22 protein-coding genes are annotated in these 26,444 nt (G+C 66.9%); 7 read left to right on the forward strand and 15 right to left on the reverse strand.

The features are described 5' to 3' along the window. Nucleotides 1-116: 116 nt before the first annotated feature. Nucleotides 117-3,614 carry an indolepyruvate ferredoxin oxidoreductase family protein gene (locus HHL28_RS12185; RefSeq protein ID WP_075769722.1) on the reverse strand — a complete coding sequence of 1,166 codons (3,498 nt, stop codon included), beginning with the start codon at nt 3,612-3,614 and terminating at the stop codon, nt 117-119. A 360-nt stretch (nt 3,615-3,974) separates the two neighbouring features. On the opposite strand from HHL28_RS12185, the gene HHL28_RS12190 reads away from it, so the two are divergent. Continuing rightward, nucleotides 3,975-4,283 (forward strand): carboxymuconolactone decarboxylase family protein, encoded by a 309-nt coding sequence (locus tag HHL28_RS12190; RefSeq protein ID WP_075769721.1) that lies wholly within the window; start codon nt 3,975-3,977, stop codon nt 4,281-4,283. Nucleotides 4,284-4,329: 46 nt separating this feature from the next. On the opposite strand, the gene HHL28_RS12195 is transcribed toward HHL28_RS12190, so the two are convergent. Further along, entirely contained in the window at nt 4,330-5,481 is a 1,152-nt protein-coding gene (locus tag HHL28_RS12195; RefSeq protein WP_075769720.1) for a serine hydrolase domain-containing protein, read from the reverse strand. A gap of 128 nt (nt 5,482-5,609) precedes the next feature. Between HHL28_RS12195 and HHL28_RS12200 the strand changes: the two genes are divergently transcribed. Beyond that, on the forward strand, nt 5,610-6,080 hold the full coding sequence (locus tag HHL28_RS12200; protein ID WP_075769719.1) for an RNA pyrophosphohydrolase: 471 nt from the start codon (nt 5,610-5,612) through the stop codon (nt 6,078-6,080). A gap of 198 nt (nt 6,081-6,278) precedes the next feature. Here the strand turns inward: HHL28_RS12200 and HHL28_RS12205 are convergent, their stop codons facing one another. The 6 genes from HHL28_RS12205 to HHL28_RS12230 form a co-directional block, all read right to left on the reverse strand. After that, nucleotides 6,279-7,079, reverse strand: coding sequence for an acyl-ACP desaturase (locus HHL28_RS12205; protein WP_075769718.1), 801 nt, complete (start codon nt 7,077-7,079; stop codon nt 6,279-6,281). A gap of 192 nt (nt 7,080-7,271) precedes the next feature. Then, a complete protein-coding gene (gene atpC / locus HHL28_RS12210; protein WP_075769717.1) occupies nt 7,272-7,685 on the reverse strand; it encodes an ATP synthase F1 subunit epsilon in 414 nt (137 codons plus the stop codon). Between the two features lie 62 nt (nt 7,686-7,747). Next, a complete protein-coding gene (atpD, locus tag HHL28_RS12215; RefSeq protein ID WP_075769716.1) occupies nt 7,748-9,175 on the reverse strand; it encodes a F0F1 ATP synthase subunit beta in 1,428 nt (475 codons plus the stop codon). Between the two features lie 61 nt (nt 9,176-9,236). Beyond that, the gene (locus tag HHL28_RS12220) at nt 9,237-10,139 is read right to left on the reverse strand and encodes a F0F1 ATP synthase subunit gamma (RefSeq protein WP_075769715.1); all 903 of its coding nucleotides are present in this window, start codon (nt 10,137-10,139) and stop codon (nt 9,237-9,239) included. Nucleotides 10,140-10,206: 67 nt separating this feature from the next. Next, on the reverse strand, nt 10,207-11,736 hold the full coding sequence (gene atpA, locus HHL28_RS12225) for a F0F1 ATP synthase subunit alpha (RefSeq protein WP_075769714.1): 1,530 nt from the start codon (nt 11,734-11,736) through the stop codon (nt 10,207-10,209). Next, nucleotides 11,736-12,296: a F0F1 ATP synthase subunit delta gene (locus HHL28_RS12230; RefSeq protein WP_075769713.1), complete on the reverse strand. Its 561-nt coding sequence runs from the start codon at nt 12,294-12,296 to the stop codon at nt 11,736-11,738. The genes atpA and HHL28_RS12230 overlap by 1 nt, the downstream gene beginning before the upstream one ends. Before the next feature lie 410 nt (nt 12,297-12,706). Between HHL28_RS12230 and HHL28_RS12235 the strand changes: the two genes are divergently transcribed. The 3 genes from HHL28_RS12235 (at nt 12,707) to HHL28_RS12245 (ending at nt 15,295) form a co-directional block, all read left to right on the forward strand. Then, nucleotides 12,707-13,042, forward strand: a complete 336-nt coding sequence (locus tag HHL28_RS12235) for a hypothetical protein (RefSeq protein WP_075769712.1) — start codon at nt 12,707-12,709, stop codon at nt 13,040-13,042. 373 nt (nt 13,043-13,415) lie between these two features. Further along, entirely contained in the window at nt 13,416-14,276 is an 861-nt protein-coding gene (locus HHL28_RS12240; protein WP_075769711.1) for a UDP-2,3-diacylglucosamine diphosphatase, read from the forward strand. Beyond that, entirely contained in the window at nt 14,273-15,295 is a 1,023-nt protein-coding gene (locus tag HHL28_RS12245; RefSeq protein ID WP_075769710.1) for a glycosyltransferase family 4 protein, read from the forward strand. The genes HHL28_RS12240 and HHL28_RS12245 overlap by 4 nt, the downstream gene beginning before the upstream one ends. A 703-nt stretch (nt 15,296-15,998) precedes the next feature. Here the strand turns inward: HHL28_RS12245 and HHL28_RS12250 are convergent. The 6 genes from HHL28_RS12250 to HHL28_RS12275 form a co-directional block, all read right to left on the reverse strand. Next, nucleotides 15,999-17,123, reverse strand: a complete 1,125-nt coding sequence (locus HHL28_RS12250) for a phage minor head protein (protein WP_075769709.1) — start codon at nt 17,121-17,123, stop codon at nt 15,999-16,001. Between the two features lie 113 nt (nt 17,124-17,236). Continuing rightward, nucleotides 17,237-19,477: a primosomal protein N' gene (locus HHL28_RS12255; protein WP_083698885.1), complete on the reverse strand. Its 2,241-nt coding sequence runs from the start codon at nt 19,475-19,477 to the stop codon at nt 17,237-17,239. Nucleotides 19,478-19,719: 242 nt separating this feature from the next. Further along, nucleotides 19,720-20,223 (reverse strand): HXXEE domain-containing protein, encoded by a 504-nt coding sequence (locus HHL28_RS12260; protein WP_075769708.1) that lies wholly within the window; start codon nt 20,221-20,223, stop codon nt 19,720-19,722. Between the two features lie 269 nt (nt 20,224-20,492). Continuing rightward, the gene (locus HHL28_RS12265; RefSeq protein WP_075769707.1) at nt 20,493-21,047 is read right to left on the reverse strand and encodes a carboxymuconolactone decarboxylase family protein; all 555 of its coding nucleotides are present in this window, start codon (nt 21,045-21,047) and stop codon (nt 20,493-20,495) included. Nucleotides 21,048-21,184: 137 nt separating this feature from the next. Next, on the reverse strand, nt 21,185-21,724 hold the full coding sequence (locus HHL28_RS12270; RefSeq protein ID WP_075769706.1) for a peroxiredoxin: 540 nt from the start codon (nt 21,722-21,724) through the stop codon (nt 21,185-21,187). Between the two features lie 241 nt (nt 21,725-21,965). Beyond that, complete coding sequence (locus tag HHL28_RS12275; protein ID WP_075769705.1) at nt 21,966-23,018, reverse strand: GlxA family transcriptional regulator; 1,053 nt, start codon at nt 23,016-23,018, stop codon at nt 21,966-21,968. A gap of 198 nt (nt 23,019-23,216) precedes the next feature. Here HHL28_RS12275 and HHL28_RS18700 point away from each other — a divergent pair, with 198 nt between their 5' ends. After that, nucleotides 23,217-23,552 (forward strand): hypothetical protein, encoded by a 336-nt coding sequence (locus HHL28_RS18700; protein ID WP_404325664.1) that lies wholly within the window; start codon nt 23,217-23,219, stop codon nt 23,550-23,552. Beyond that, the gene (locus tag HHL28_RS12280; protein ID WP_404325666.1) at nt 23,462-24,328 is read left to right on the forward strand and encodes a class I SAM-dependent methyltransferase; all 867 of its coding nucleotides are present in this window, start codon (nt 23,462-23,464) and stop codon (nt 24,326-24,328) included. Before HHL28_RS18700 ends, HHL28_RS12280 begins: the two co-directional genes overlap by 91 nt. A gap of 361 nt (nt 24,329-24,689) precedes the next feature. On the opposite strand, the gene HHL28_RS12285 is transcribed toward HHL28_RS12280, so the two are convergent. Then, nucleotides 24,690-26,399, reverse strand: coding sequence for a S8 family serine peptidase (locus HHL28_RS12285; RefSeq protein ID WP_075769806.1), 1,710 nt, complete (start codon nt 26,397-26,399; stop codon nt 24,690-24,692). Nucleotides 26,400-26,444: the final 45 nt, after the last annotated feature.

Raw genomic sequence — 26,444 nt, forward strand, 5'->3', positions numbered from 1 at the left:
GCGGCTTTCCCAAGGGCCCCGGCTCGGGGGCCGGGGTGACTTTGGTGATTGGCAGGGTCCCCTTGCCCCGACCCCCTTCCCGGTGGGGAGGGGGGGTGGGGCCGTGGGGGGTGGGGTTACTCCGCCGCCCGTGCCACCGGGGGGCGCGGGTTGCGCCAGCGGGTCAGGAGGTCGGATTCCTCGGCCTTGGCCTTGGCCAGGTGGGCTTCCTTGACGTGGCCGAAGCCGCGGATTTTCTCCGGGATGCTGGCGATGTCCACGGCCAGGCCGTGGTTGGCGGGGGAGAGGGTGGAGAGGAGTTCCTCCACGGTCTTGCGGTAGTCCTGGATCAGCTGGCGCTCCATCACCCGTTCCGGGTTGCGGGCGAAGGGGTCCAGGCGGGTGCCGCGCAGGCGCTTCATGCGGGCCAGGACCTTGAAGGCGGTCAGCATGGCGGGGCCGAATTCCTGCTTCTTCAGGTGGCCGGTGACGGGGTCGCGCTGGGCGGTGGCCGGCGGGGCCAGGTGGAATTTCAGCTTGTAGTCGCCCTCGAACTGGCTGGCGACCTGCTTCAGGAAGGTCGTGTCGGTGTAGAGGCGCGCCACCTCATACTCGTCCTTGTAGGCCATCAGCTTGAACAGGTACTTGGCCACGGCCTTGGACAGCTCCTCCCGGCCGGGGGTGACGGCGGATTCCTTGGCGCGGACCTTCTCCACGAAGGCGGTGTAGCTGGCGGCGTAGGCGGCGTCCTGGTAGCCGGCCAGGAACTCCGCCCGGCGGGCCAGCATCTCCTCGAACGTCTCGGACAGCTTGCGGTGGGCGTAGAGGTCGCCGCCCACCGGCGCGGGGAAGGCAGCCTCCAGCACGCGGGACAGGTCCAGGGCGGCGCGGCGGCCCCAGCGGAAGGCGTCGGTGTTCATCTTCACCGCGGCGCCGTTCATCTCGATCGCCTTCTCGATGGCCTGGGCCGAGGTGGGGATCAGGCCCTTCTGGTAGGCGAAGCCGAGGAGGAACAGGTTCGTGGCGATGCTGTCGCCGCACAGCGCCGTGGCGATCTTGCTGGCGTCCAGGGTGGAGAGATTGTCCGTGCCGCCCAGGGCGTTGGCGATGGTGCGCGCCAGGGACGGGGTGGAGATGCGGGCGTCCGGGTTGGTCAGGAAGGCGGCGGTGATCGTCTCCGTCGTGTTCAGGACGGCGGAGGTGCGGCCGGCGGTCAGCTTGGACAGGCTGTCGGCGTTGGCGGCCACCACCATGTCGGCGGCCAGCAGCAAATCGGCCCCACCGGCGACGATGCGGTTGGCGTGGATCTGGTCCGGCCGCTCCGCGATGCGGAGGTGGCTGGTGACGCTGCCGCCCTTCTGCGCCAGGCCGGCCATGTCCATGGCGGTGAAGCCGCGGCCCTCCAGGTGGGTGGCCATGCCGAGGATGGCGCCGATGGTGACGACGCCGGTGCCGCCGATGCCGGTGACCAGGATGTTCCAGGGCCGGTCCAGGGTGGGCAGGGCCGGCTCCGGCAGGTCGCCCCAGGCGTCGCCGGCGCCGGCCGCGGGCTTCGGCTTCTTGAGCTGGCCGCCCTCCACCGTCACGAAGCTGGGGCAGAAGCCCTTCAGGCAGCTGAAGTCCTTGTTGCAGGTGGACTGGTCGATCTGGCGCTTGCGGCCAAACTCCGTCTCGACAGGCGTGACGGACAGGCAGGAGGATTGCTGGGAGCAGTCGCCGCAGCCCTCGCACACCAGCTCATTGATCACCACGCGCTTGGCCGGGTCGGGGAACTTGCCGCGCTTGCGGCGGCGGCGCTTCTCGGCGGCGCAGGTCTGCTCATAGATCAGGACGGAGACGCCGGGGACCTCCCGCAGCTCCCGCTGCACCTGGTCCAGCTCGTCCCGGTGGTAGATCTTGGTGCCGTGGGGCAGGCCCTGGCCCAGGCCGTACTTCTCCGGCCCGTCACTGACCACGACGATGCGCGACACGCCCTCCGCGTCCAGCTGCTGGGCGATGTCGTGCACCGACAGGGTGCCGTCCACCGGCTGGCCGCCGGTCATGGCGACGGCGTCGTTGTACAGGATCTTGTAGGTGATGTTCACCTTGGCCGACACGGCGGCGCGCACCGCCAGGATGCCGCTGTGGAAATAGGTGCCGTCGCCCAGGTTGGCGAAGACGTGGTTGTCCTCCACGAAGGGGGTCTGGCCGATCCAGTGCACCCCCTCGCCGCCCATCTGGCTGAACACCTCGGTGTTGCGGCCCATCCAGGTGACCATGTAGTGGCAGCCGATGCCGGCCAGGCCGCGGGAGCCCTCGGGAATCTTGGTGGAGGTGTTGTGCGGGCAGCCCGAGCAGTAGAAGGGCGTGCGGGCCACGGTGGCCGCGGCTGTGGTGCGGCGGAGCTGGGCGTCGATGCGGGCCAGCCGCTCGGAAATGTGGGGGTTGGGGCCGAACCTCAGGATACGCTCACCCAGGGTGCGGGCGATGTCGATGGGGTTCAGCTCCGCCTTCTCGGTGAACAGGGGGCGGCCCGTCTCATCCGTCTTGCCCAGCACGCGGGGGCGGCGGTCCCAGTTATAGAGCTGCTCCTTGATCTGGAGTTCGAGGACGGAGCGCTTTTCCTCCACCACCAGGATCTCTTCCGTGCCCTGGGCGAAGGCGCGGATACCCTCCGGCTCCAGCGGCCAGGCCATGGCGACCTTGTAGATGCCGAGGCCCAGGTCGTGGGCCATCTCCTCGGAGAGGTCCAGCTCCTCCAGCGCCTGGCGGACGTCCAGGTAGGACTTGCCGATGGTGACCAGCCCCAGGCGGGGGCGGTCGTGGCCGAACACCACCTTGTCCAGCTTGTTGGCGCGGGCGAAGGCCTTGGCCGCCGCCAGCTTCCAGTCGATCATCCGCGCTTCCTGGATCAGCGGCGTGTCGTGCAGCCGGATGTTCAGGCCGCCGGGGGGAAGCTCGAAGTCGGTGGGCTCCACGATGTTCAGCCGGTCGGGGGCGACCTGGACGATGGCTGTCGTGTCGATGGTGTCGGCGATGGCGGTGAAGCCAACCCAGACGCCGGCATAGCGGGACAGGGCGAAGCCGATCAGGCCGTAGTCCAAGAACTCCTGCACCCCCGCCGGGTTGATCACCGGCATGAAGGCATGCATGAAGGCGTGGTCCGACTGGTGCGGCAGGGTGGAGGACTTGGACGCGTGGTCGTCGCCGGCGATGGCCAGCACGCCGCCATGGCGCGAGGTGCCGGCGAAGTTGGCGTGCTTCAGCGCGTCGACGGAGCGGTCGACGCCGGGGCCCTTGCCGTACCAGATGCCGAAGACGCCATCGACCTTGGCGCCCTGCCAAAGGTTCACCTGCTGGCTGCCCCAGACGGCCGTCGCCCCCAGCTCCTCGTTCACGCCGGGGACGAAGTGGATGTTGCCGTTCTTCATGAAGCGGCGGGCCTGCCACAGGGCCTGGTCGTAGGCCCCCAGGGGCGAGCCGCGGTAGCCGCTGATGAAGCCGCCGGTGTTCAGGCCCGCCAACTGGTCCCGCTGCCGCTGCAGCAGGGGGAGCCTGACCAGCGCCTGGGTGCCGGTCATGAAGACCCGGCCACGGTCCAGCGCGTACTTGTCGTCCAGCGACACGGTCGCGAGCGTGCGGGCAGCCTGTGCCATCGGTGTCCCCTCCCCCTTGGCCCCGCCATTCTGGCGGGCCCGTCCCAACCTTATCTGGGCGAGATGGTAACCAAGAAAATAGGTCAATGCTACTGACTTATTTTTTGTCGGGAAAGCTGGGCTTTCGGACTCGGATCGTACCCGCGGGAGGCGAGGATTGGGGCATTGTTGCTGCCGCAATGCGGTATCGCGGTGCAATATGGGACGCGGCGGATTCCGGGGGTTTCCGGGCACCTTCCGGGGGCGCGGAATTGCCAGAAAGTCGGATGCCGGGACGGGTGGCGGCAGGCCGTTCCTGTGGCACCCTTTGTTTGCAAGCGCCCGGCGACAGACCGGGCGCGCGAATGATGAGGAAGCGCCATGTACGACATGCAGAACATCAAGAAGCTGGGCACCCTGGGCAAGCTGGCGCCGGAGGCCATGGCGGCGTTCGGGGCCTTCGACAAGGCGGCCCTGGCGGACGGGGCGATCCCGAAGAAGTACAAGGAGCTGATGGCCCTGGCCGTGGCCCTGACCACCCAGTGCCCCTATTGCCTGGAGATCCATCGCAAGGCCGCGCTGGCGGCCGGCTGCACCGAGGAGGAGATGGCAGAGACCACCTTCCTGGCGGCGGCCCTGCGCGCCGGGGCCGCCGTGACCCACGGCACGCACCTGGTGGGGCATGACTGAGGGCTGAGCAGGCCCTCGGGGCAAGGCAGGGGCGCCCCAGGAGGGTTCAGGGCGCCCTGGCCTCCGCCCGCTTGATGAGGGCGCCCAGGGCCTTGGTCACGGCCCCCTCGGCCCCACCGCTGGCGCTGTTGCTGGCGGCGGCCACGGCGAAGCCGCGGGCGGGCGCGACGCGGGCATTCAGGAACCACATGGTGTTGGAGCCGGCATGCCCCAGGGCCGGCCGGTCCCCCGCCCAGGGTGCCGCCCGCACGCCCCAACCCAGGGCATAGTCCTGGAGGCCGGGGGTGAGCAACCGCTGCCAGCTTTCCGGTGTCAGCAAGGTGCCGCGGCCGTTGGCCCCGTCGACCACGGCCCGCAGGTAGGTGCCATAATCCGCCAGGCTGAGGTGGACGGTGCCGGCGGGGCCCAGGGCCGGCGGGTTGTCCGCCTTGCCGCCGGCCGGGTCCATGGGCGTGGGCTTCAGCAGCACGGGCACCAGCGGCCTGGCATGGCCCCAGGGCTGGTCCGGGCCGGGCGGCGCGCCGAAGCCGGCGGTGGCGAGGCCGAGGGGGGCGAACAGGTACTCCCGCATCAGCTCCTCCCAGGGCTGGCCGGTGCGCGCCTCCAGCATGGCGCCGGCCATGACGTAGCTAGGGTTGGAATAGGCCCAGGCGGTGCCGGGCTTGGCCACCGGGGGCTTGGCCGTGACCTCCGCCACCAGCTCCTTGCGCAGGGCCGGCAGCGGCTTCTTGTTGGCCCAGAAAGCGCCCCAGGCGGACAGGTTGCCGATGTCCTCCGGCGCGCCGGCCCGCATGCCCAGCAGCTGTTCCAGGGTGACCGGGCGCCAATCGGCATGCATGGACGGGGCAAGGTCGGGGAAGGCCTCGGCCAAGGTGGTGCCCCAGGACAGGCGACCGGCCTCCACCAGCCGGGCGGCGAGCACGGCGGTCATGGACTTGGTGTTGGAGCCGATGTGCCAGCGGTCAGCCGGGGTGACGGGATCGCCGCCATCCAGCCGGCGCTTGCCGGTGGCGGCTACCTCCACGCTGCCGTCGGCATGCACGACCAGCCCGGCCAGGGCGGGAAGGCCCGCCTCTGCCCGGATCGCTTCAAGGGTAGCGGCCAGGTCGGCGGACGGGTTGCCGGCGGGCACCTGGGCGACCCCGCTGCCGGTGACGGTCGCCAGGGCCACCAAGGCCATGGCCAGGATGCGCTTCATGCCTGCCCCCTTCCCCCTTCTTGCGGGTGAGGTAGTGGGAAAGCCCGGCCGGCGCAACGGGCTGGCTGCATCCCTGCATGCATTTCTGTAGTCTGCGCCCCCGTGCCCCCTTCGCGGAACCGAGGACGATGAGCAAAGAGCCCCTGCCCTATCGCCGCAATGTCGGCATCATGCTGGTGAACCGGGAGGGGCTGGCCTGGGTCGGGCGGCGCAAGGACACGCCGGACGCCTGGCAGATGCCCCAGGGCGGCATCGACAAGGGGGAGGAGCCGCGGGCCGCCGCCCTGCGCGAGCTGGAGGAGGAGATCGGCACGGCCAACGTGGCGGTGCTGGCAGAGACGGCCGGCTGGCTGCGCTACGACTTCCCGCCGGAACTGCGGACCAAAGGCTGGATGAAGCACTATGCCGGGCAGGAGCAGAAATGGTTCCTGTGCCGGTTCCTGGGCGCGGACGACGAGATCGACCTGGAGACGGAGCACCCGGAGTTCGACGCCTGGAAATGGGTGCCGGTGGCGGAACTGGTCGGGCTGATCGTGCCGTTCAAGCGGGCGATCTATGAGCGGGTGGTGGCGGAGTTGGGGCCGTTGGTGCGGGCGTAGGGAAATGCAGGGCGCTGGAGGTCACCCCGGACAAGCGTAGCGAAGCGGAGCGCCGATCCGGGGCCCTCGGGATCGGCCAATGCAGGGCACCGAAAGCCTGGCTACCTCTCCGCAGGCCCGCTGCCGCCCCTTTGCACATCCGCTTTCCCGAGGGTCCCGGGTCAAGCCCGGGATGACATCAGAGATTGGCAGGGCGCTTTATGCCGCCTTCTTGCGCATGCGGCTGTAGGCGAACTTGGCGGCCATGTCGTGGAGCCAGCCCTGGGGCTTCAGGCCGCTGGCCTTGAAGACCATGGCGACCATGCGGTCCAGGTGGTGGGGCCGGTAGTAGCTGTAGGCCAGCTTGGTGTACTCGGCATGGTTCTCCGCCCGGTCATAGGGGCGGGTCCAGTGGTTTGCCGCGTAGTAGGCGTAGGCCAGCTCGTCGTCCTCGGTCTCGTTGATCCGGGACAGGCTGATCATCAGCCGCTGGACGCGGTTCAGCTTCTCCGACTCCAGGTAGCGCTTCAGGTGGTCGTAGAAAAGCTTGTAGTGGCGCAGCTCGTCCGCGGCGATGTGCTTGCAGATCTGCTTGAACACCGGCTCTTCGGTGCTTTCCGCCAGGGCGGTGTAGTAGCTGGAGGTGCCGGTCTCCACGATGCAGCGGCTGACCAGCTCCCCGGCGCGGGAGCCGCGCTTGCTGTCGGTGGCGGCGGTGTCGATCTTGTAGCCGTCGCGGAAGCGCTGCACGGCGGCCTGGAAGTCCCAGGACGGGTCCACCCGTTCGGCCCAGCGGCCCAGGGCCTCGCCATGCTGCACCTCTTCCACCGCCCAGTCGCGGGCGACCTGCTGGAAGATCGGGTCGTCATGGAAGACGTTGCAGAGATAGTCGGCGTAGATGTGGCCGTTATACTCCACCAGGGCCGCGGCCTTGGCGACGCGCAGGGTCTCCGGGGCGACCTTCTCGGGCGCGAGCTGGTCCCAGGGGAGCTCCTCGATCGTCCAGTGCTTGTACGCCATGATGGTACCCTACGCTGTGCTGCCGATCCCCGGCGGGGTTTCGCGGCCTGGAGATTGGGGCATCGTCATGAAAATGCAACGGGGGCGTTGCCGCCCCCGTCACCATTCCCCCAAGGGGGCTATGTCTGTTGCCAAGAAGTCGCTTTACCTTGTTCCCTCAGGCGCCCGGCATCCGCGGCCCTGGCCTGGGGCTCAGTGCAGCCCTTGGACTTCCAGCTTGGCCTGGAGCACCGCGACACGGCCTTCCAGGGTCTTGCGCTCGGCGTCCGACTTGGCGTCGTCCAAATCCTCACGCAGGTCGGAGAGCTGCTTCTCCAGACCGGCCCGGTCCTGGGCGCGCAGGGCGTCCAGCTCCAGGGCTTCCTCCGCCAGGACGGTCACCCGGGTGCCCGTGACCTCGCAGAAGCCGCCGGCCACGAAGATGCGGCGGGTGATGGTGGCCATGTCGTCGGCATAGACGTCGATCACGCCCGGCAGGACGGTGACGATCATGGGCGCGTGGCCTTCCAGCACGCCCAACTGCCCCTCGGCGCCCGGCACCACCACCATGCGCACCGACTGCGACATCAGCAGCTTCTCGGGCGATACCAGCTCGAACTCGACCATGACGGACTCCGGACGTTCCCGTGACGGGGGAAGGGTTGCCCCCTCCCCCGGGATCACTCAGCTCAGGCGGCCTCGGCGGCCATCTTGCGGGCCTTCTCGATGGCCTGCTCGATGGTGCCCACCATGTAGAAGGCGGCCTCGGGCAGGTGGTCGTAGTCGCCGTTCACGATGCCCTTGAAGCCCTTGATGGTGTCTTCGATGGACACCAGCACGCCCGGGGTGCCGGTGAACACCTCGGCCACATGGAAGGGCTGGGACAGGAAGCGCTGGATCTTGCGGGCGCGGGCCACGACCAGCTTGTCCTCCTCGGACAGCTCGTCCATGCCCAGGATCGCGATGATGTCCTGGAGCGCCTTGTACTGCTGCAGCACCTGCTGGACCTTGCGGGCCACGCCGTAGTGCTCGTCACCCACGATGCGGGGGTCGAGGGCACGGGAGGTGCTGTCCAGCGGGTCCACGGCCGGGAAGATGGCCTGCTCGGCGATGGAGCGGCTCAGCACGGTCGTGGCGTCCAGGTGGGCGAAGGAGGTGGCCGGGGCCGGGTCGGTCAAGTCGTCGGCGGGCACGTAGATGGCCTGCACCGAGGTGATCGAGCCCTTCTTCGTGGAGGTGATGCGCTCCTGCAACGCGCCCATGTCGGTGGCCAGGGTCGGCTGGTAACCCACCGCGGAGGGGATGCGGCCCAGCAGCGCCGACACCTCGGCGCCCGCCTGGGTGAAGCGGAAGATGTTGTCCACGAAGAACAGCACGTCCTGGCCTTCCTCGTCGCGGAAGTACTCCGCGATGGTCAGGCCGGACAGGCCGACGCGGGCGCGCGCACCCGGCGGCTCGTTCATCTGGCCGTACACCAGGGCCACCTTGGAGCCCGGCTCGTCCAGCTTGATGACCTTGGACTCGATCATCTCGTGGTAGAGGTCGTTGCCCTCACGGGTACGCTCACCCACGCCGGCGAAGACCGACACGCCGCCATGCGCCTTGGCGACGTTGTTGATCAGCTCCATGATGGTGACGGTCTTGCCCACGCCGGCGCCGCCGAAGAGGCCGATCTTGCCGCCCTTCAGGTAGGGGGCCAGCAGGTCGATGACCTTGATGCCGGTGACGAGGATCACCGCCTCGGTGGACTGCTCCACGAATTCGGGCGCCGGGCGGTGGATCGGGTAGGTCTTGTCGGCGACGACAGGGCCGCGCTCGTCCACCGGCTCACCGATGACGTTCAGGATGCGGCCCAGGGTGGCGGGGCCCACCGGCACGGCGATGGGGGCGCCGGTGTCCACCACCTCCTGCCCACGGACCAGGCCGTCGGTCGTGTCCATGGCGATGGTGCGGACGGTGTTCTCGCCGAGGTGCTGGGCAACCTCCAGCACCAGGACCTTGCCCTCGTTCTGGGCGTGCAGCGCGTTCAGGATGGGGGGCAGCTCGGCGTCGAACTGCACGTCCACGACGGCGCCAAGCACCTGCGTGATGCGGCCGACAGCGTTCGCCTGGGTCATCGTAGCCATGGGGTAAGCTCCCTCGGAACCAACGTCTCGGTGATAGTCTCTGTAACCGGCCTCAGACCGCCTCGGCGCCGGAGATGATCTCGATCAGCTCCTTGGTGATGGCGGCCTGGCGCGTGCGGTTGTAGATCAGCGTGTACTTCTTGATCATCTCGCCCGCGTTGCGGGTGGCGTTGTCCATGGCGGTCATCTGCGCGCCATAGAAGGACGCCGCGCTTTCCAGCAGGGCCGAGTAGATCTGGATGGCCAGGTTGCGCGGCAGCAGGTCCGCCAGGATGCGCTCCTCGCTCGGCTCGAACTCGTAGACGGCCTTGGCGCCGTCCTGGAGGCCGACCGAGCCCACGGCGTCGACGGTGCCGGCCGCCGGGGCGAACGGCACGATCTGCTGCAGGGTCACCACCTGGGTGATGGCCGACTTGAACTTGTTGTAGATCATGGTCGCGACGTCGAACTCGCCGGCGTCGAACAGCTCCAGGATCTTGTTGGCGACCTTGTCAGCCTCGGCGAAGGACAGGCGCTTGCGGCCCATATCCTCGAAGTTCGCCACGATCAGGCTGGGGAACTCCCGGCGCAGCAGGTCGCGGCCCTTGCGGCCCACGGTCAGCAGCTTCACCGTCTTGCCCTCACCCTGCAGGCGCAGGATGGTGCGGCGCGCCTCACGCACCACGGTGCTGTTGAAGCCGCCGCAGAGGCCGCGGTCGCCGGTCATGACCACCAGCAGGTGGACCCGGTCGGACCCGGTGCCGGCCATCAGCCGGGGCCCGCCGGCGCCACCGGCCACGTTGGCGGCCAGGGAGGACAGCATGCGGCCCATGCGCTCCGCGAACGGGCGGCCGGCCTCCGCCTGCTCCTGCGCGCGGCGCAGCTTGCTGGCGGCCACCAGCTTCATGGCGGACGTGATCTTCTGCGTCGACTTGACGCTGGCGATCTTGTTTCGGATGTCCTTCAAGCTCGGCATGCCGGACTCGCGCTCTTCTTGTCTGCCAGGGCCGGCCGGGAGTGGCCGGCCCTTACCGCGTCACGGATCAGGCGAACACCTTGGTGAAGCCGTCGAGGAAGGTCTTCAGCTTCTCTTCGGTGTCCTTGCTGATCGCCTTCTCCGTGCGGATGGCGTTCAGGATGTCCGGCGCCTTCGCCCGCAGCTCGTCCAGGTAACGGGCCTCGAAGCGGTTGACGTCGTTGGTGGGGATACGGTCCAGGTAGCCGCGCACGCCGGCGAAGATGGACACCACCTGCTCCTCGACGGGCAGCGGGTTGAACTGGGGCTGCTTCAGCAGCTCCGTCAGCCGCGCGCCGCGGTTCAGCAGGCGCTGGGTGGTGGCGTCCAGGTCCGAGGCGAACTGCGCGAAGGCAGCCATCTCACGGTACTGGGCCAGTTCCAGCTTGATGGTGCCGGCGACCTGCTTCATCGCCTTGATCTGCGCGGCGGAACCCACGCGGGACACGGACAGGCCCACGTTGATGGCCGGGCGGATGCCGCGGTAGAACAGGGCCGTCTCCAGGAAGATCTGGCCGTCGGTGATGGAGATGACGTTGGTCGGGATATAGGCGGACACGTCGCCGGCCTGCGTCTCGATCACCGGCAGGGCGGTCAGCGAACCGGCGCCGTTGGCGTCGTTCATCTTCGCCGCGCGCTCCAGCAGGCGGGAGTGCAGGTAGAACACGTCGCCGGGGTACGCCTCGCGGCCCGGCGGGCGGCGGAGCAGCAGGGACATCTGGCGGTAGGCCACGGCCTGCTTGGACAGGTCGTCATACACGATCACGGCGTGCATGGCGTTGTCGCGGAAGTACTCACCCATGGCGCAGCCCGTGTAGGGCGCCAGGAACTGCAGCGGGGCCGGGTCGGAGGCGGTGGCCGCGACGACGATGGAGTATTCCATCGCGCCCGACTCCTCCAGCTGCTTCACGATCTGGGCGACCGTGGAGCGCTTCTGGCCGACGGCCACGTAGATGCAGAACAGCTTCTTGCTGTCGTCGTCGCCGGCGTTGACCTTCTTCTGGTTGATGAAGGTGTCCAGGACGATGGCGGTCTTGCCGGTCTGGCGGTCGCCGATGATCAGCTCACGCTGGCCGCGCCCGATGGGGACCAGGGCGTCGATGGCCTTCAGGCCGGTCTGCATGGGCTCATGCACCGACTTGCGCGGGATGATGCCCGGGGCCTTCACCTCCACGCGCTGGCGGACGACGTCCAGCAGGGGGCCCTTGCCGTCGATGGGGTTGCCCAGGCCGTCCACCACGCGGCCCAGCAGGCCGCGGCCCACCGGCACCTCGACGATGGCGCCCGTGCGCTTCACGACATCGCCTTCCTTGATGTCGCGGTCGGAGCCGAAGATCACGATGCCGACATTGTCGGTCTCGAGGTTCAGGGCCATGCCCTTCACCCCGCCGGGGAACTCGACCATCTCGCCGGCCTGGACCTTGTCCAGGCCATACACGCGGGCGACGCCGTCGCCGACGGACAGCACGGTGCCAACTTCGGCGACATCGGCCTCGGTGCCGAAGTTCGCGATCTGCTGCTTCAGGATCGCGGAAATCTCAGCGGCGCGGATTTCCATCACCCAACCCCTTTCATGGCGAGTTTCAGCTTGGTCAGCTTCGTGCGCACGGAACTGTCGATCATGCGCGAACCGACCTTGACGATCATGCCGCCGATCAGCGCGGGGTCGACCCGCACCGAGACGGCCATCTTGGCCCCCAGGGCCCGCTTCAGCGCGTCGGAGACCGCGTCCAGCTGCTCAGGGCTGAGCGGCCGCGCGACGGTGACCTGGGCGGTCTGCTCGCCACGGCGGCGGGCAAGCTCGGCCAGGAACCCGTCGATCATCCCCGACAGGGCGAACAGCCGCCGGTTCTGCGCCACGAGGCCCACGAACTTGCGCACGAGGCCTGAGATGCCGGCCGAGGCCAGCACCGCATCCATGGCGCGCGCCTGGTCCGCGCGGGCGAGCAGCGGGCTGCCGACGAGTCGGCGCAGGTCCGGGCTCTCCGCCAGCATCTGCTTGAGGAGGGTGAGGTCCTGGGCCGTCTGGTCCAGCACCTTCTGGTCGTCGGCTAGGTCGAACATGGCGGTCGCGTAACGCGCCGCAAGTCCGGATACGCCTGTCCCTTCGGTTGCCACCTGGTAACCTCGGTTCGTCCGTAGACCTGAATGATTTCAGGACTTTGGCAATAAGCGGGAGGACCGGGAGGGAACCCCCGGCGTCGAGCGAGCGAGCATGTAACACAGCCACTACCCCGGTGCAACTGCGACACATCCGTTCCGGGCATGCGCTATTGCAGCGCAGCTAGACGCTGGTCGTAGGGCCGGCGGCGGGGATGCGGCCCCCCGCGCAGGGTAGAAGCGGGGTGGTGCTTGTGCGGTGCGGCACGACGCCGACGATCAGGTGGGCGAGGCCATACTAAAGGACAAGGGGTGCCGGCGGCCCGGCCCGCTCCCGCCCGTGCATTCGGCCACCGCCCTTAAGCCCCCCTTAATCCTTGGCGGGCCACCATCCGGCCATAGCAACGCCCAACCCGTGGTTTGCCCGCATGACCGTGGTCCCCTTCCTCGCCGCCCGGTTCTCCCCCGCCGACCTTGCCGAGTGGAACTCGGTGGCCCTGCCGAAGCTGAGCCGCGGCCTGTGGGAGACGGTGGAGCGGTCCACCGGCCCCGACTTCGACCGGCTGGTGGTGCGCTTCCCCAACCTGGAGCGGCCCGTGTTCCGGTTCGAGCGGGACCGCCGCGGCACCTACCGGCTGCTGTTCAACGACCGGCGCGGCTGGTACGAGATCGGCAGCGGCCAGACGGCCGCCGAGTGCCTGTCCGTCTGGAAGGGCCGCCTGCCCCGCACCGAGCAGCAGACCGCGGACGCGCAGACGGTCTGACGCCCCTTCCCCTTCCCCGACCCGTTCCCGAGGGCCGCCCCAACCGCTGGGGGCGGCCCTTTGCATTCCGGCCCAGGGCTTGTGGCCGATTCGAGGCTGGGGTGTCCGGCAAGGCGGGGGCGGGCTTGCGGGGGTGGATTTCTGGTGCCGCCCAGGAACTGGGACCATGACGGTGAAATGAATGGCGCGTTTCACTTCCGTGAAACGCGTTGCAGATCAATGAAACGGGGAAGAATTTTTTGCGGCTGCACAGTCCAGCCGCCGTTGGTTCTTTTTCCTTTAATACCCCGTCCTCTATATGGCCCCCGAGAACCGCGGTCCAGGCCCGATGGGGATGGTGCCTTGCCCGCGGCCAGCCGAGGGGGTTCTGGCCATGACGAGCGAGCCGACGGTCACCCGATACCGCAGCATCTGGCTGTCCGACATCCACCTGGGTACCCGCGGGTGCCAGGCGGAGTACCTGCTGGACTTCCTGCGCCACACCGAATCCGACACGCTGTACCTGGTGGGGGACATCGTGGACGGATGGCGGCTGAAGAAGGGCTGGTACTGGCCCCAGAGCCACAACGACGTGGTCCAGAAGGTGCTGCGCCGCGCCCGCAAGGGCACCGCGGTGTTCCTCGTCCCCGGCAACCATGACGAGGCCTTCCGCGAGTTCATCGGGATGCAGTTCGGCGGCGTGACCATCCTGGAGGACACGGTGCATGTGGCCGCGGACGGCAAGCGCTACCTGGTGATCCATGGCGACCAGTTCGACGCGGTGGTGCGCTATGCCAAGTGGCTGGCCTATGTGGGCGACGCCGCGTACGAGTTCGTGCTGCGGGTCAACACCCTGTTCAACCAGGCGCGGCGCAAGCTGGGCCTGCCCTACTGGTCCCTGTCCGCCTACCTGAAGCACAAGACCAAGAAGGCGGTGGAGTTCATCGGCGCCTATGAGGAGGCGCTGGCCGAGGAGGCCCGCCGCCGCCAGGTGGACGGGGTGATCTGCGGCCACATCCACCATGCGGAGATGCGCGACCTGGGCGGCGTGCTGTACGTCAACGACGGCGACTGGGTGGAGAGCTGCACCGCCCTGGTGGAGCACATGGATGGCCGGCTGGAGATCCTGTACTGGGCCGACGTGATCCGCGACCGCGCCCGGGCCGCCGCCCCCGCCCCGGCAGCCAAGGACCTGCCCCCAGCCCTGCCCGCCCCCATCGCCGCACGGGGCCCGGCGGCCGTGGAGGCGGCGTGAGGCTGCTGGTCGCCAGCGACGCCTGGCAGCCCCAGGTCAACGGCGTGGTCCGCACGCTGGCGACGACCCGGGACGAGCTGGTGCGGATGGGCCACGACGTGGAGGTGGTCGGCCCCGACCGCTTCCGCACCGTGCCCCTGCCCACCTATCCGGAGATCCGGCTGGCGGTGAATGCCGGCGGCGCCCTGGCCCGGATCATCGGCGGGTTCCGGCCCGATGCCATCCACATCGCGACGGAGGGGCCCATCGGCCTCGCGGCCCGGGCCTGGTGCCTGCGCCAGGGCATGCCCTTCACCACGGCCTACCACACCCGTTTCCCGGAGTATGTGCGCGACCGGGCGCCGGTGCCGCTGGCCCTGACCTATGCCCTGGTGCGGCGGTTCCATGCGCCGGCCAGTGCCGTGATGGTGGCCACCGCCAGCATCGAGGCGGACCTGCGCGCCCGCGGCTTCACCAACCTGCGCCGCTGGTCCCGCGGGGTGGACACCGCCCTGTTCCGGCCGCAGGACAAGGGGTGGCTGGACCTGCCCCGGCCCGTCTTCGCCTATGTGGGCCGGGTGGCGGTGGAGAAGAACGTGGAGGCCTTCCTGGCCCTGGACCTGCCGGGGTCCAAGCTGGTGGTGGGCGACGGGCCGCAGCGCGCGGAGCTGGCGGCCCGCTATCCCAATGCCCGTTTCGTGGGCGCCAAGTCCGGGGAGGAGTTGTCCCGCCACTACGCCGCGGCGGACTGCTTCGTCTTCCCCAGCAAGAGCGACACCTTCGGCCTGGTGCTGCTGGAAGCGCTGGCCAGCGGCGTTCCCGTGGCCGCCTATCCCGTGCCGGGGCCGCTGGACGTGGTGGGGACCGGCGGGCCGGGGGTGCTGGACACCGACCTGCGCAACGCCTGCCTGGCCGCCCTGGACATCGACCCCGCCGCCTGCCGCGCCCACGCCCTGACCTTTTCCTGGCGGGCCGCGGCCGAGCAGTTCCTGGCCAACCTTCGCCCGGTGCACGAGAAGGGGCTGCCGCTGGCGGCGTGAAATTCCACCCTGGATGGGGATAGGCGCTTCGCATACACTTTTCCCCCAGATGTCGGGGGAGCGGGTGATGGCGCGGGTCTGGGTGGTCTTTGTGGCGATTGTCTGGCTGGCACTGGTGTCAGGCCCTGTCCAGGCCATGGATTGGGCGGAGCCCGATTGCGGACTGGTCAACTGGGAACTCTGCGGGGCGTGGACGCCCTATCACGACGCCGGCGGAGACATGCATGTCACGGCGCGGTCCCTGAGCTACAATAACGGCAGCATTTCCGACTGTAGGGTTCTGGGGGAAGTCAGGCAGGAGACCTACTTCTACTCCATGTTTGAATGCTTGGAAGAGAATATCTGGGGTGATAGGTGGACCGGATATTATCGTACCTTTGTCCCACCGGCGACTAACGGCGAATTGACTTTGGTCATCGTTGGGGTTCGCCGGGCGGAGTGCCTGCCGGCCGTCATCCCAGGTGAGGTTGATTATTGGTCAACGGTACCAGAAGAATGTGCCGAGGCTCGCTGGCTCTATGGCCGGGATACTTGCCTTGACATTGGGCGGTCCCAGGAGCAAGAGCGGCGAAAGAGGACAGGCCAGCAGCGCGGTTTTCGGTCCTCCGCCCCGTTATCACGCACGCAGCAGTTTTGGGGATGTCGGCTCGATCCATAGTATCGCTCTCCCGAACTCACGTTGTCTCGATTGACCAGACCTGCCTCAGTTTGTTGAGTCTTCTTCAATTTTTTCTTTTTCATCTTCTTCCTGTTTCGCCGCTTCCTCAAATAGTTTTTCAGTGTTAATGTTTCTTTCCAGCGGAATTCCAGATCTTTGGCAATTCTCAGCAGCATCCCGCCAGCGGCGTCGATCAACAGCCGCAAAGAATTTCGGCCATTTACTTTTCTCAAATTTCGAGCTGCCAAGATTGTACATCATGTCCATCAATGCCTGTTTAGCTGGCCCAGGAAAGCAGTCGAAAGCAGAGAATCTCCCTTTAACTTCCTTCTCAAACTGCTGGAATTTTTCCCTGAAAAGCTTTTCCGTTTCCTCTTTTGTCAGCCTTAATCTAGTCAGCATTTTCCAGTCCACAGCTGGAACATTAATTATTTTCACAGGCTTCTTCTCAGATCTATTTCCGCTTTCAATGTAATTTGCCCGTTCAAACAGATCGATTATCCTATCCAAAACCTTGCCATACCCTTCCAGCTTCTCCGCTTCCGTTGCAGGGCGGAATGGATCACCGTCTATGGTCCACGGAAGCCGACGAAAATCCCACCACCGGTCCACATTCAATCCTGGCCCGGCCGTGATGTTGCCGCGTGTGTCGCCGTAGGGCCATTCAATGTTCCCCTCGAACTCCTCAATCATGGCCATGGCTTCTTCCCGCCACGGGTCATCAAAGCAAGGCGGCTCCGGCTCCTCGACAGGAGCCTCCACCGGCTCAGCCCAGCAGCGGCAGTTGGAGGCCTCGCCGGGGTGGCCGCCCTGCGGCGGATCGGACCAGCGGAAAACCTTACCGTCGCGCTCGGCATGGCTGGGGCGGACGCGCTCGTCGCGCATGGTGCGCCAGACATAGCTGCCGCCCTTGCCCTTCGCGGCCAGGGCGGCGTTGATGGCGGTCTCCGTCGCGTCACCCGGGCTGATCCTCCCAGTGGCGGGCAGGCCTGCGCGGCGCTGGAGGTCGCGCACCGCGACGATGATGCGGCGATCCGGGATGCCGTTCATGCCCGCGTCCGGCGATGGCATCCACAGCTCCAGCCGGTTGAGGGTGATCTGGAGGGCGCGTGCATCCCCAGGCTCGACCCGGCTGTCCGGGCCGATGGGTTGGGTCAGGCGCAGCGACATGGGCAAACTCCCCCGGCAACGAAAAAGCCCGCCCCGCGCGGACGCGGGACGGGCCTGTTGCTAGGCATATTTACCTATGCTGTCGCCACCGTCAAGGGGAAGGTTCCCTCCCCTCACATGAAGCTGTACGGGTCGATGTCCACCTGGACGCGGACCTGGGGCGGGACCTCGACCTGGGAGAGCCAATCGGCCAGGACGGGTTGCAGGGGCAGGTTCTTCGGGCCCTTCAGCAGCAGGCGGCGGCGGTGGCGGCCGCGGAGGATGGCCAGGGGGGCGGGGGCGGGGCCGAGGATGGTCAGCTCCAGCCGGCCGCGGGGGGCGGTGCGGCCCAGGCGCAGGGCGACCTGGTCCACCAGCCGGTCATCCTCCCCCGACACGATCAGGGCGGCCATGCGGCCATAGGGCGGCATCTCCATCTGCTGGCGCGCCTCCGCCTCGTGCGCCAGGAAGCTGTCCCGGTCATGGGCGGCCAGGGCCTGCATCACGGGGTGCTCGGTCATGTGGGTCTGGATGAAGACCCGGCCGGGGCGACTCTCCCGGCCCGCACGGCCTGCCACCTGGTGCAGGAGCTGGAAGGTACGCTCCCCCGCCCGCAGATCGCCGCCGGCGAGGCCCAGGTCGCCGTCCACCACGCCTACCAGGGTCAGCAGGGGGAAATGGTGGCCCTTGGCCATGATCTGGGTGCCGATCAGCAGGTCCACCTCCCGCGCCTTCACCTTCTCCACCACCTCCTGGATGGCGCGGGGGCCGATCAGGGTGTCGGAAGTCATCATGGCGGTGCGGGCATCGGGGAACAGGGCCACCACCTCCTCCGCCACCCGCTCCACGCCTGGGCCGCAGGCGACGAAGCTCCCCTCGGCGCCACAGCTCTCACAGGATTCCGGGGTGCGGGCAGTGAAGCCGCAATGGTGGCATTGCAGGCGCTTGGTCAGCCGGTGCTCCACCAGCCAGGCGGTGCAGTGGGGGCATTGCAGCCGGTGGCCGCAGGCGCGGCAGAGGGTCAAGGGCGCGTAGCCGCGGCGGTTCAGGAAGAGCATGGCCTGTTCGCCGGCCGCGAACGTCTCCTCCAGCGCCGCTTTCAGAATGGGGCTGATCCAGTGGCGGGCGGGGGGCTGGGCGTCGGGCTTGCGCAGGTCGATCAGGGTGACGTCGGGCATGGTCGCCCCGCCATGGCGGGCCGGCAGGTCGATGCGGGCGTAGCGGCCGGCCTCCGCGTTCACCAGGCTTTCCAGGGAGGGGGTGGCGCTGACCAGGACGATGGGGATCTTTCCCAAGTGCGCCCGCACCACCGCCATGTCGCGGGCATGGTAGATGACGCCGTCCTCCTGCTTGAAGGCGGTCTCATGCTCCTCATCCACCACGATGCAGCCCAGGTCCGGGTAGGGCAGGAACAGGGCGGAGCGGGCGCCGACGACCACCCGCGCCTCCCCGTTGGCGATGGCCCGCCAAGTGTGCCGGCGGGTGGGGCCGTTCAGGTCGGAGTGCCATTCCGCCGGGCGGACGCCGAAGCGGCCCTCGAACCGGTCCAGCCATTGGGCGGACAGGGCGATTTCCGGCAGCAGCACCAGGGCCTGCTTGCCGGCGCGTAAGCTCGCCGCCACTGCCTCGAAATACACCTCCGTCTTGCCGGAGCCGGTGACCCCGTCCAGCAGGGTGCAGGAATAGCCGCCCTCCTCCACCCGCTTGCGTAACGAATCCGCGGCGTGTTGTTGCTCAGCCGAAAAGGTCGGCCCATGCCGGTCATGGTCCGGCTCGGCGAAGCGGGGCAGGCTGCGCATGGGCACAGGCACCAGGATGCCGGCATCGGCCAGGCCCCGCACCACGGCGGGGGTGCAGCCCGCCTCCTCCGCCAGGTCGGCGGGCAGGCGGGGCGGGCTGTCGGCCAGCAGGTCCAGGATGCGGCGGCGGGCTGGGGTCAGGCGGAAGTCCGGCGGGATCGGGTCATCCCCCAGCCGGTAGGCGGTGAGCAGCCGCGGCTCTTCCAGCGCGGCGGAGACGCTGATCGCCATACGCAGCACGTTGCCCGGCAGGCTCATGGTATAGGCCGCCACCCAGTCCACGAACTTGCGGCTGACCTCCGGCATGGGCGGCAGGTCGAAGCGGCGGGCCACCGGCTTAAGCTTGGCGTCGGGGACGGTGTTGTCCGGGTCGCGGGGCAGCGCGTCGCCCCAGACCACGCCGAACACCCGGCGGGGACCCAGCGGCACCTCAACATACGCCCCGTCGGGCAGGTCCATGCCGTCGGGCACGCGGTAGTCATAGGGTTCCGGGAACGGCAGGGGCAGCAGCACCCGCACCCGCCGCGCGGGCGCCGCCGGTTCCTCCGCCACCAACCTGAACTCCGACCCGTCCACGCCTGACCCCGCCTGCTGCACCTAGCCCTGTTGTTAGCACCTGATGGTGCCGGGTTGCCAGGGACTGCACCTCACCCATGACCTGCCGGACCCGGAGGTCCCCTGGCTGCGGCAGAACATGCCGGCCAGCCTGCCCATCATCCCCATCGACGCCGCCCAGCCTCTGGTCAGCCGCGAGGCCAAGGGCTGGTTCCCGACACATGGTCAAGCCGGCCCCCCGCGACCCCTGCCAGCGGATCTGTTCATGAAAAGGGAAAGCCGCCCGCATCTGTCCCATCGCGGTCCCGCGTGAGGCCATGGCCAATGAACAGCCAGATGAACGCGATGAGGGGAACCCCGACGGCCAGGGTGCCCACCGCGATCTGCGACGGGGTGAGGCCGCTGTGAAGCGCCGCCCGAAGTGTCAGGATCGATGTGGGCGCTACTAGCAAAACGGCGCTCACGACGCCGGCGGTGTAGCGACGAAGGGCGGCGGTCAGAAGAACATGCGGAAAGAAGACGTTGATCGCCATGACCACCGCGGCACCGGCCAGCAGTTGGTCGGCGCTCGCCAAACCCGCCGCCTTCAACGGCACCAAGGCAAAGCCCGCAAGCGTTATGACCGCCAGGGCGACGCGGAAACGTCGGACGGGAACGCGAAACCCCCGGCTGGAAAGCGCCTCCGCCAGTCGGTTGATGAAGGCATACTCTTCGGCGTTATGGATGAGCAGCAAGCTGGCGAACAGCCAGAACCAGATCATTTCCATAGGCTGGCTCCGTGGAACGATCAGCTTTCCCGGTATATCGGCACCCCTTCCCGCCGGCAGGGCGAATCAGGGGGGACATGCTGTCGCAGTCCCGCGTGCTTGGCCGAGGCTGAAAGCTGGCCGGACCCTGACCTGCCACCTTCCACACATGGGAAAGGCCCTGGGGCTCGCCACCCCAGGGCCTCTCATGTCACCCGTATCTTCGCCACCGTGGGCGCCGCATCGGGGGACACCGTCCAAGTGTCACCAGCGACGGCAACCGGTCCGGTTCAGGCCGCGGCGGCTTGGGAGGCGCCGGACAGGGCGGCTTCGGTGTCCAGGACGGTGGCGACGGCGTGGATCACGGCGGCGATGCGCACCACGTCCTGCACGTTCTCCTTGGTGGCGCCCTTCTGGATCACCTCATGCTCGTGGGCGTCGATGCACATGCCGCAGCCGTTGACGGCGCTGGCGGCCAGGGACCACAGCTCGAAGTCCACCTTGGCGACGCCGGGGTTGCCGATGATGTTCATCCGCAGCTTGGCCGGCATCTTGCCGTATTCCTTGTTCGCGGCCAGGTGCACGAACCGGTAGTACACGTTGTTCATGCCCATGATGGCGCCCGCGGCCTTGGCGGCGTTCAGGGCGGCGGCGTCCAGGTGCTGGGCGGCGTCGGCCACGATGGCGCGGGTCAGCACGTCGTTGCGGCTGGCGATGGCGGCCGTCACGGCGGTGCCCCAGGCCTGGGCCGGGGTCAGGGAAGAGGTGGTGATGACGGACCCGAGGTTCAGCTTCAGGTCCTTGGCATAGTCGGGAAGCGTCTGCTTCAGCGCGTCGATGGACATGGGATGACTCCGGGGACGCGTGCCCGGGGGCACGTCCGCATCAGGAAAACCAGGAATGTCTTGGGAATGGAGGGGGGCGGGCGCCGCGATTGGGGGGGTGCGGCGCCCGCCTTCCGGAAGGTCGCGCCCGGGGGAGCTTAGGCGACCTTCAGGACCTCTTCGCCCTTCTGCCAGTTGCAGGGGCACAGCTCATCGGTCTGCAGCGCGTCGAGGGTGCGCAGCACCTCGTTCACGTTGCGGCCCACGGACAGGTCATGGACGGAGGCGAAGCGGATGATGCCCTCCGGGTCCACGATGAAGGTGGCGCGCAGGGCGACGCCCTCGTTCTTGTCCAGGATGCCCAGCTCGGTGGACAGCTCGCGCTTGATGTCGGCGAGCATGGGGAACGGCAGGTCCTTCAGGTCGGCATGGTTCTGCCGCCAGGCCAGGTGCACGAACTCGGAGTCCGTGGAGGCGCCCAGCACCTGGGCGTCACGGTCCGCGAACTCACCGTTCAGCTTGCCGAAGGCAGCGATCTCGGTCGGGCAGACGAAGGTGAAGTCCTTCGGCCAGAAGAACACGACCAGCCACTTGCCCTTGTGGGTCTCGTTGCTGATCTGGGTGAAAGCGGTCTTCGGGTCGGTGGAAACGACGGCCTTCAGGTCGAACGCGGGAAACTTGTCGCCGACGGTCAGCATGCTATGAAGCTCCGGGAATGTTGCGCAGGATCGCGATCTTGCAGTGGCGGTCATCGGTGGGCACAGCAGCATCCGCGCCCAAGGCAACCGCCTTGAACGGTTCCAGAAATGGCCCCACCGCCTTGATATTTCAAATCGGAACTTCCGATTATGACGATAGGCTGGGCCTATTGCGACGCAGCATCCTAATACGCGCGATCACAGGACGGCCGATCGTCAGGGTCGTCCGCGCGTCATCCGGTCAGCCCGCCGGCACCACTTCCCGCCGGGGCAGGGGCACCGGCGGCGGGCGCAGGCCGGCGAATTTGCGACGGTACTGGCTGGGGGTCAAGCCGGTCTTGCGCTTGAACAGGCTGCGGAAGAAGGCCGGGTCCTCATACCCCACCGAGAGGCCCACCTGGTCGATGCAGGCGTCGGTGGACTCAAGGGCCTGCTTCGCCTCCTCCAGCCGCAGGGTCTGGGCATATTCCAGGGGCGTGAAGCCGGTGGCGGCCTTGAAGCGGCGCTTGAAGGTGCGCTCCGGCAGGCCGGTGCAGGCCAGCATGCCCGCCACCGGGTTGGGCCGGGCGTAATTCTCCGCGATCCAGGACTGGGCCGCGGCGATGGCGGGGTCGGCATATTGCCGGCTGCGGGCCATGGCGGCATAGGGGAGCTGGCCTTCCTGGTGGCCGGAGATCAGCAGCACCTTGGCCGTCTGCACGGCATGCCTCTCCCCACAGAAGCGGGCGATGAGGTAGAGGGCCAGATCGTTCCAGGAGGCGGAACCGCCGGCGGTGACCAGCCGGTGCCCGTCCCCGGCGGGGACCAGGATGCGCTCCGGCCGCAGCTTCACGGCGGGGTAGAAGCGGCGGATGGGCTCGATGAAGCCCCAGTGGCTGGTGGCCTCCTCCCCGTCCAGCAGGCCCGTGGCCGCCAGCATCAGGGTGCCGGTGCAGACGGAACAGACGATGGCGCCGTTCTCATAACTCCGCCGGACCCACTCCACCTCCGGCCGGAGCCGCTCCGGCAAAGGCTGGTCCAGGGGCACCAGGATGTCCGGGACCACCAGCACCGCGCGGGACAGGCCGTCGGCGAAGCCGGCCTGCGGCTCCACCGGGACACCGCCCAGGCAGTGGAAGGGCCGCTTTTCCGCCGCCACGATGCGCACGTCCATCAGCGGCTCGCACGCCCCCTCCCCCATGATCTGGGACCAGAGGACGCCGGCGAAGCTGAAGATGTCGAACAGGCCGTAGAGGCAGGAGGACGCCGCCTCCGGCATGGCCAGCAGGTCGATGGTGACGCGCGGGGTAGCCATACGGCACCTCCCATCCCCCCCTTGGGCCATTCCCCATGAGGATAGTGGGGTTTTGGCACGGGAGCCCCGGTCCTGGCCGGTCCGTCCCTCACGGTGGCTTGCGCGGCGGGCGTATGTCCAGGGCCGCCGGCACGGTCCGGCCAATTCCAGTTTGGCAAGAAAACGGGTCGGTTTCGACCCGGTTATAGGGAGTAAGTCATGCCGGATACCCAAATCCAGGCGGAAACGCGACAGACCATCGGTACCACCGCCACCACCTTCGACCAGGCCCGGTCCGAGCAGTTCATGGGGCGGATGGTGGAATTCATGAACGGCGCCGCCGTTTCCATGATGGCCGCCATCGGCCACAAGACCCGCCTGTTCGACACCATGGCCGCCCTGCCCGCCGCCAGCAGCCAGCAGGTGGCCGACGCCGCCAGGTTGGATGAGCGCTATGTGCGGGAATGGCTGGCCGTCATGGTGACGGCGGGGTGGTGGAGTATGACGCCGCCGCCTGCACCTACCGCCTGCCGGCGGAACACGTGCCCTTCCTGACCGACGCCAGCGGCACCAACCTGGCGGTCACCGCCCAGCTGCTGCCCGTGGCCACCCGGGCCATGGACCGGGTGGTGGAGTGCTTCCACAAGGGCGGCGGCACCCATTACCACGAGTATCCCTGCTTCCACGCCTGCATGGCGGAGGAAAGCGCCCAGTCCGTCGTCGCCCACCTGTTCACCGCCATCCTGCCCCTGGTGCCGGGGGTCCTGGAACGGCTGGGGCAGGGCATCGCCGTGATGGATGCCGGCTGCGGCCAGGGCCGGGCCCTGCTGGCCATGGCGGAGCGCTTCCCCAAAAGCCGCTTCGTGGGCCTGGACCTGTGCGAGGACGCGCTGGACGCCGGCTGGCGCATGGCGCGGGAGCGGAACCTGACCAACGTGTTCTTCGAGGCGCGGGACCTGAGCGACTTCGCCGAGCCGGAGGCCTTCGACCTGATCACCACCTTCGACGCGGTGCATGACCAGAAGAACCCGGCGGGCCTGCTGCGCGGCATCGCCCGGTCGCTGAAGCCGGGCGGCACCTACCTGATGCAGGACATCGGCGGGTCCAGCTTCCTGGAGCGGAACCTGGAGAACCCGTTCGCGCCCCTGCTCTATGCCATGTCCACCCTGCACTGCATGCCCGTGTCCCTGGGCCAGGGCGGGGCGGGCCTGGGCACCATGTGGGGGGTGGAGCTGGCGGAGAACATGCTGCGGGAGGCCGGCTTCCGTGACATCACCTGCCACCGGCTGGAGCATGACCCGGTCAACGCGTACTTCGTCAGCCGGGCGTGAGCCTCAGGGGCGGGGGCGATAGTTCAATCCCCGCCCGCCCCTGACAATCACAATGACTTGATTGAATTAACCAATCCGTCGCAATGGTCGGGATACCCTGGAGAGACTTATCGATCGGACCCATCGCTGGTCTGTCAGCGCTGCGATTTCTGTCTTGCTCAATTCAGCCGTCAAGACTCGCTGCTCACCAGCACCCTTCACCCCGGCCCTGGCGAGAATATCAACGCCGTCACGAGGCGTAGGAAGATCGACGCGCAAGAAGACAGGGAAAGTCCCCTTGCCGCTCGATGAGGCCAGCTCAATAGCAAGTGCCGAGTCGATCTTAGCGGGTAACATTTTCACCTCACGACAGACCCTAAGCTCAAAGCGCCGCGGCGTCAATGATCCCAAATCCATAACGTCGATCAAACCCGGGCATTGGCGATACCGCTGACGTGAGCAAACGCCGAGCACTATACGGGTCCAGCATCCGATCACGCTGCAATAAGAGCCCGCACAGCCCAGTTATAACAGGGCAGGCCATGCTGGTTCCCGCATTCGCCCTCAGATAGGTGTCAATTTTGTAACTGTCGTCGACATTCGCACCAGACTGAGCCGACATCGCAGAAATCAGAAACGCGCCTGGCGCCGCCAAATCCGGCTTGAGCTTTCCATTCCGGAGTGGGCCTGGGCTGGAGTAAGGTGAAATCGCGCCAAGAGGCATCGCAGAGCTCCTGCGGGTGTTGGTGATATCGGTCCAACTATCCCGACTGGTGATGCTGGCCACCGTGATGGCACTGGACGCACTTCCCGGCGACCCGATTTTAAAACCGTCATATGCATGAGGAGGGCGGAATGTTACGTTACCTTCATCCGCCATTGCCCACATATGCACTTTAACGTTTGCTGAACTCCGATTCCGAAGGTGCAATCTCCACACAGTTCCTAATTGAATGCTGCTTGGTAGAATGCTAATTAAAACCTGATAATCCCCATTGGCAATATCTCGTCTACCATCAATAATAATTCTGTTTGCCGCCAGATAGAGTGTTTCTACGCCAGTCGCTGAAGTGTCAGCAGAAAACCATGGTGTTACTTGGCCGATCGGTGACTCGATTGCAAGCTCCAGCGGTTCGCTGCCTCCATACCAGCAGTTCAGAACCGCCTCTGCCGGCGTGTTCCCATTTGACTGAAGGCGGAACTGGATTGCGTCGGGGGAGTGGCCCCGCAATTCAGTCAATGCGTGGATGTCATCGTCACCCTCATTTCCAGCAGCACAGCACACCAGTCTTCCAGGACCGGAGACGTCATTAATCAACTCCGATAACGCATCTGTTCCATCATGAGCGTCGAAATGCCCCCCTAAGCTCAGATTCACGACAGCAGGCATTCCTAAAGACTTTGCGACGCGGAAAATGTAGCGAATTCCGTCCGCGATGTGGGCATTTTGGAAATCTGTTTTGACGATTACCAGTTTTGCTTCCGGTGCCACACCTTGGTACTGCAGGTGCGCACCGGCTGCGATACCTGCTACATGAGTACCATGTCCGTTCTCATCCCGGGCTTTAGATATAGCGTGCCCGGTAAGTTCATGCCCATAATCACCTTCAGCGACAGTGATGCCGGGAATTGTTTGATCCCAAACAGCTTCAATGCGCCCATCAAACATAGGGTGCCTTCCATCAATACCTGAGTCGACTATACCGATGATGACTCCTTTTCCAGTTAGATTGGTTTTTACTTGAAACGATGGGAAATTTATCAATTTAAGCGCTCGATCCATCTTCGGCTTGAGTTGCACAGATGGATAAATGAATTTTACGCCTGGATGTGAAGCCAGCACCCCTATTTTCTCAATCGGGCAAATCGCCGTTCTTATACGACCGCTGTTCTGATTTATTGTTATGCCATGAGCAGGCATTTGAGAAAACTCTGCGTGCTCGTGCGTTCTAAGGAAAAGTAAGGTCTTGGGCGATCCGGCAGAAGATGCCACCATTCCCAACATCTTGGCCGCTCCGGGCAAATTACTCCCGCTCGGCGCTAAATGTTCGATTGCGGTAAAAGTACCTGGTGCTATTTTTGAATAATCCATCTCAGCCACCTCAGGCTTCATGCAATTCACTATAGAAATATACCT

The organism is Aerophototrophica crusticola (assembly GCF_012913305.1).
Lineage (GTDB): Bacteria > Pseudomonadota > Alphaproteobacteria > Azospirillales > Azospirillaceae > Niveispirillum > Niveispirillum crusticola.

Coding starts and splice junctions, on each gene's coding strand:
- HHL28_RS12250 (WP_075769709.1), bottom strand. CDS start 17,123: ATGTCGCTGCGCCTGACCCAACCCATCGGCCCGGACAGCCGGGTCGAG.
- HHL28_RS12205 (WP_075769718.1), bottom strand. CDS start 7,079: ATGGCGTACAAGCACTGGACGATCGAGGAGCTCCCCTGGGACCAGCTC.
- HHL28_RS12220 (WP_075769715.1), bottom strand. CDS start 10,139: ATGCCGAGCTTGAAGGACATCCGAAACAAGATCGCCAGCGTCAAGTCG.
- HHL28_RS12260 (WP_075769708.1), bottom strand. CDS start 20,223: ATGGAAATGATCTGGTTCTGGCTGTTCGCCAGCTTGCTGCTCATCCAT.
- HHL28_RS12240 (WP_075769711.1), top strand. CDS start 13,416: ATGACGAGCGAGCCGACGGTCACCCGATACCGCAGCATCTGGCTGTCC.
- HHL28_RS12200 (WP_075769719.1), top strand. CDS start 5,610: ATGAGCAAAGAGCCCCTGCCCTATCGCCGCAATGTCGGCATCATGCTG.
- atpA (WP_075769714.1), bottom strand. CDS start 11,736: ATGGAAATCCGCGCCGCTGAGATTTCCGCGATCCTGAAGCAGCAGATC.
- atpC (WP_075769717.1), bottom strand. CDS start 7,685: ATGGTCGAGTTCGAGCTGGTATCGCCCGAGAAGCTGCTGATGTCGCAG.
- HHL28_RS12285 (WP_075769806.1), bottom strand. CDS start 26,399: ATGGATTATTCAAAAATAGCACCAGGTACTTTTACCGCAATCGAACAT.
- HHL28_RS12185 (WP_075769722.1), bottom strand. CDS start 3,614: ATGGCACAGGCTGCCCGCACGCTCGCGACCGTGTCGCTGGACGACAAG.
- HHL28_RS12270 (WP_075769706.1), bottom strand. CDS start 21,724: ATGCTGACCGTCGGCGACAAGTTTCCCGCGTTCGACCTGAAGGCCGTC.
- HHL28_RS12280 (WP_404325666.1), top strand. CDS start 23,462: ATGGCTGGCCGTCATGGTGACGGCGGGGTGGTGGAGTATGACGCCGCC.
- HHL28_RS12275 (WP_075769705.1), bottom strand. CDS start 23,018: ATGGCTACCCCGCGCGTCACCATCGACCTGCTGGCCATGCCGGAGGCG.
- HHL28_RS12265 (WP_075769707.1), bottom strand. CDS start 21,047: ATGTCCATCGACGCGCTGAAGCAGACGCTTCCCGACTATGCCAAGGAC.
- HHL28_RS12235 (WP_075769712.1), top strand. CDS start 12,707: ATGACCGTGGTCCCCTTCCTCGCCGCCCGGTTCTCCCCCGCCGACCTT.
- HHL28_RS12195 (WP_075769720.1), bottom strand. CDS start 5,481: ATGAAGCGCATCCTGGCCATGGCCTTGGTGGCCCTGGCGACCGTCACC.
- HHL28_RS18700 (WP_404325664.1), top strand. CDS start 23,217: ATGCCGGATACCCAAATCCAGGCGGAAACGCGACAGACCATCGGTACC.
- HHL28_RS12190 (WP_075769721.1), top strand. CDS start 3,975: ATGTACGACATGCAGAACATCAAGAAGCTGGGCACCCTGGGCAAGCTG.
- atpD (WP_075769716.1), bottom strand. CDS start 9,175: ATGACCCAGGCGAACGCTGTCGGCCGCATCACGCAGGTGCTTGGCGCC.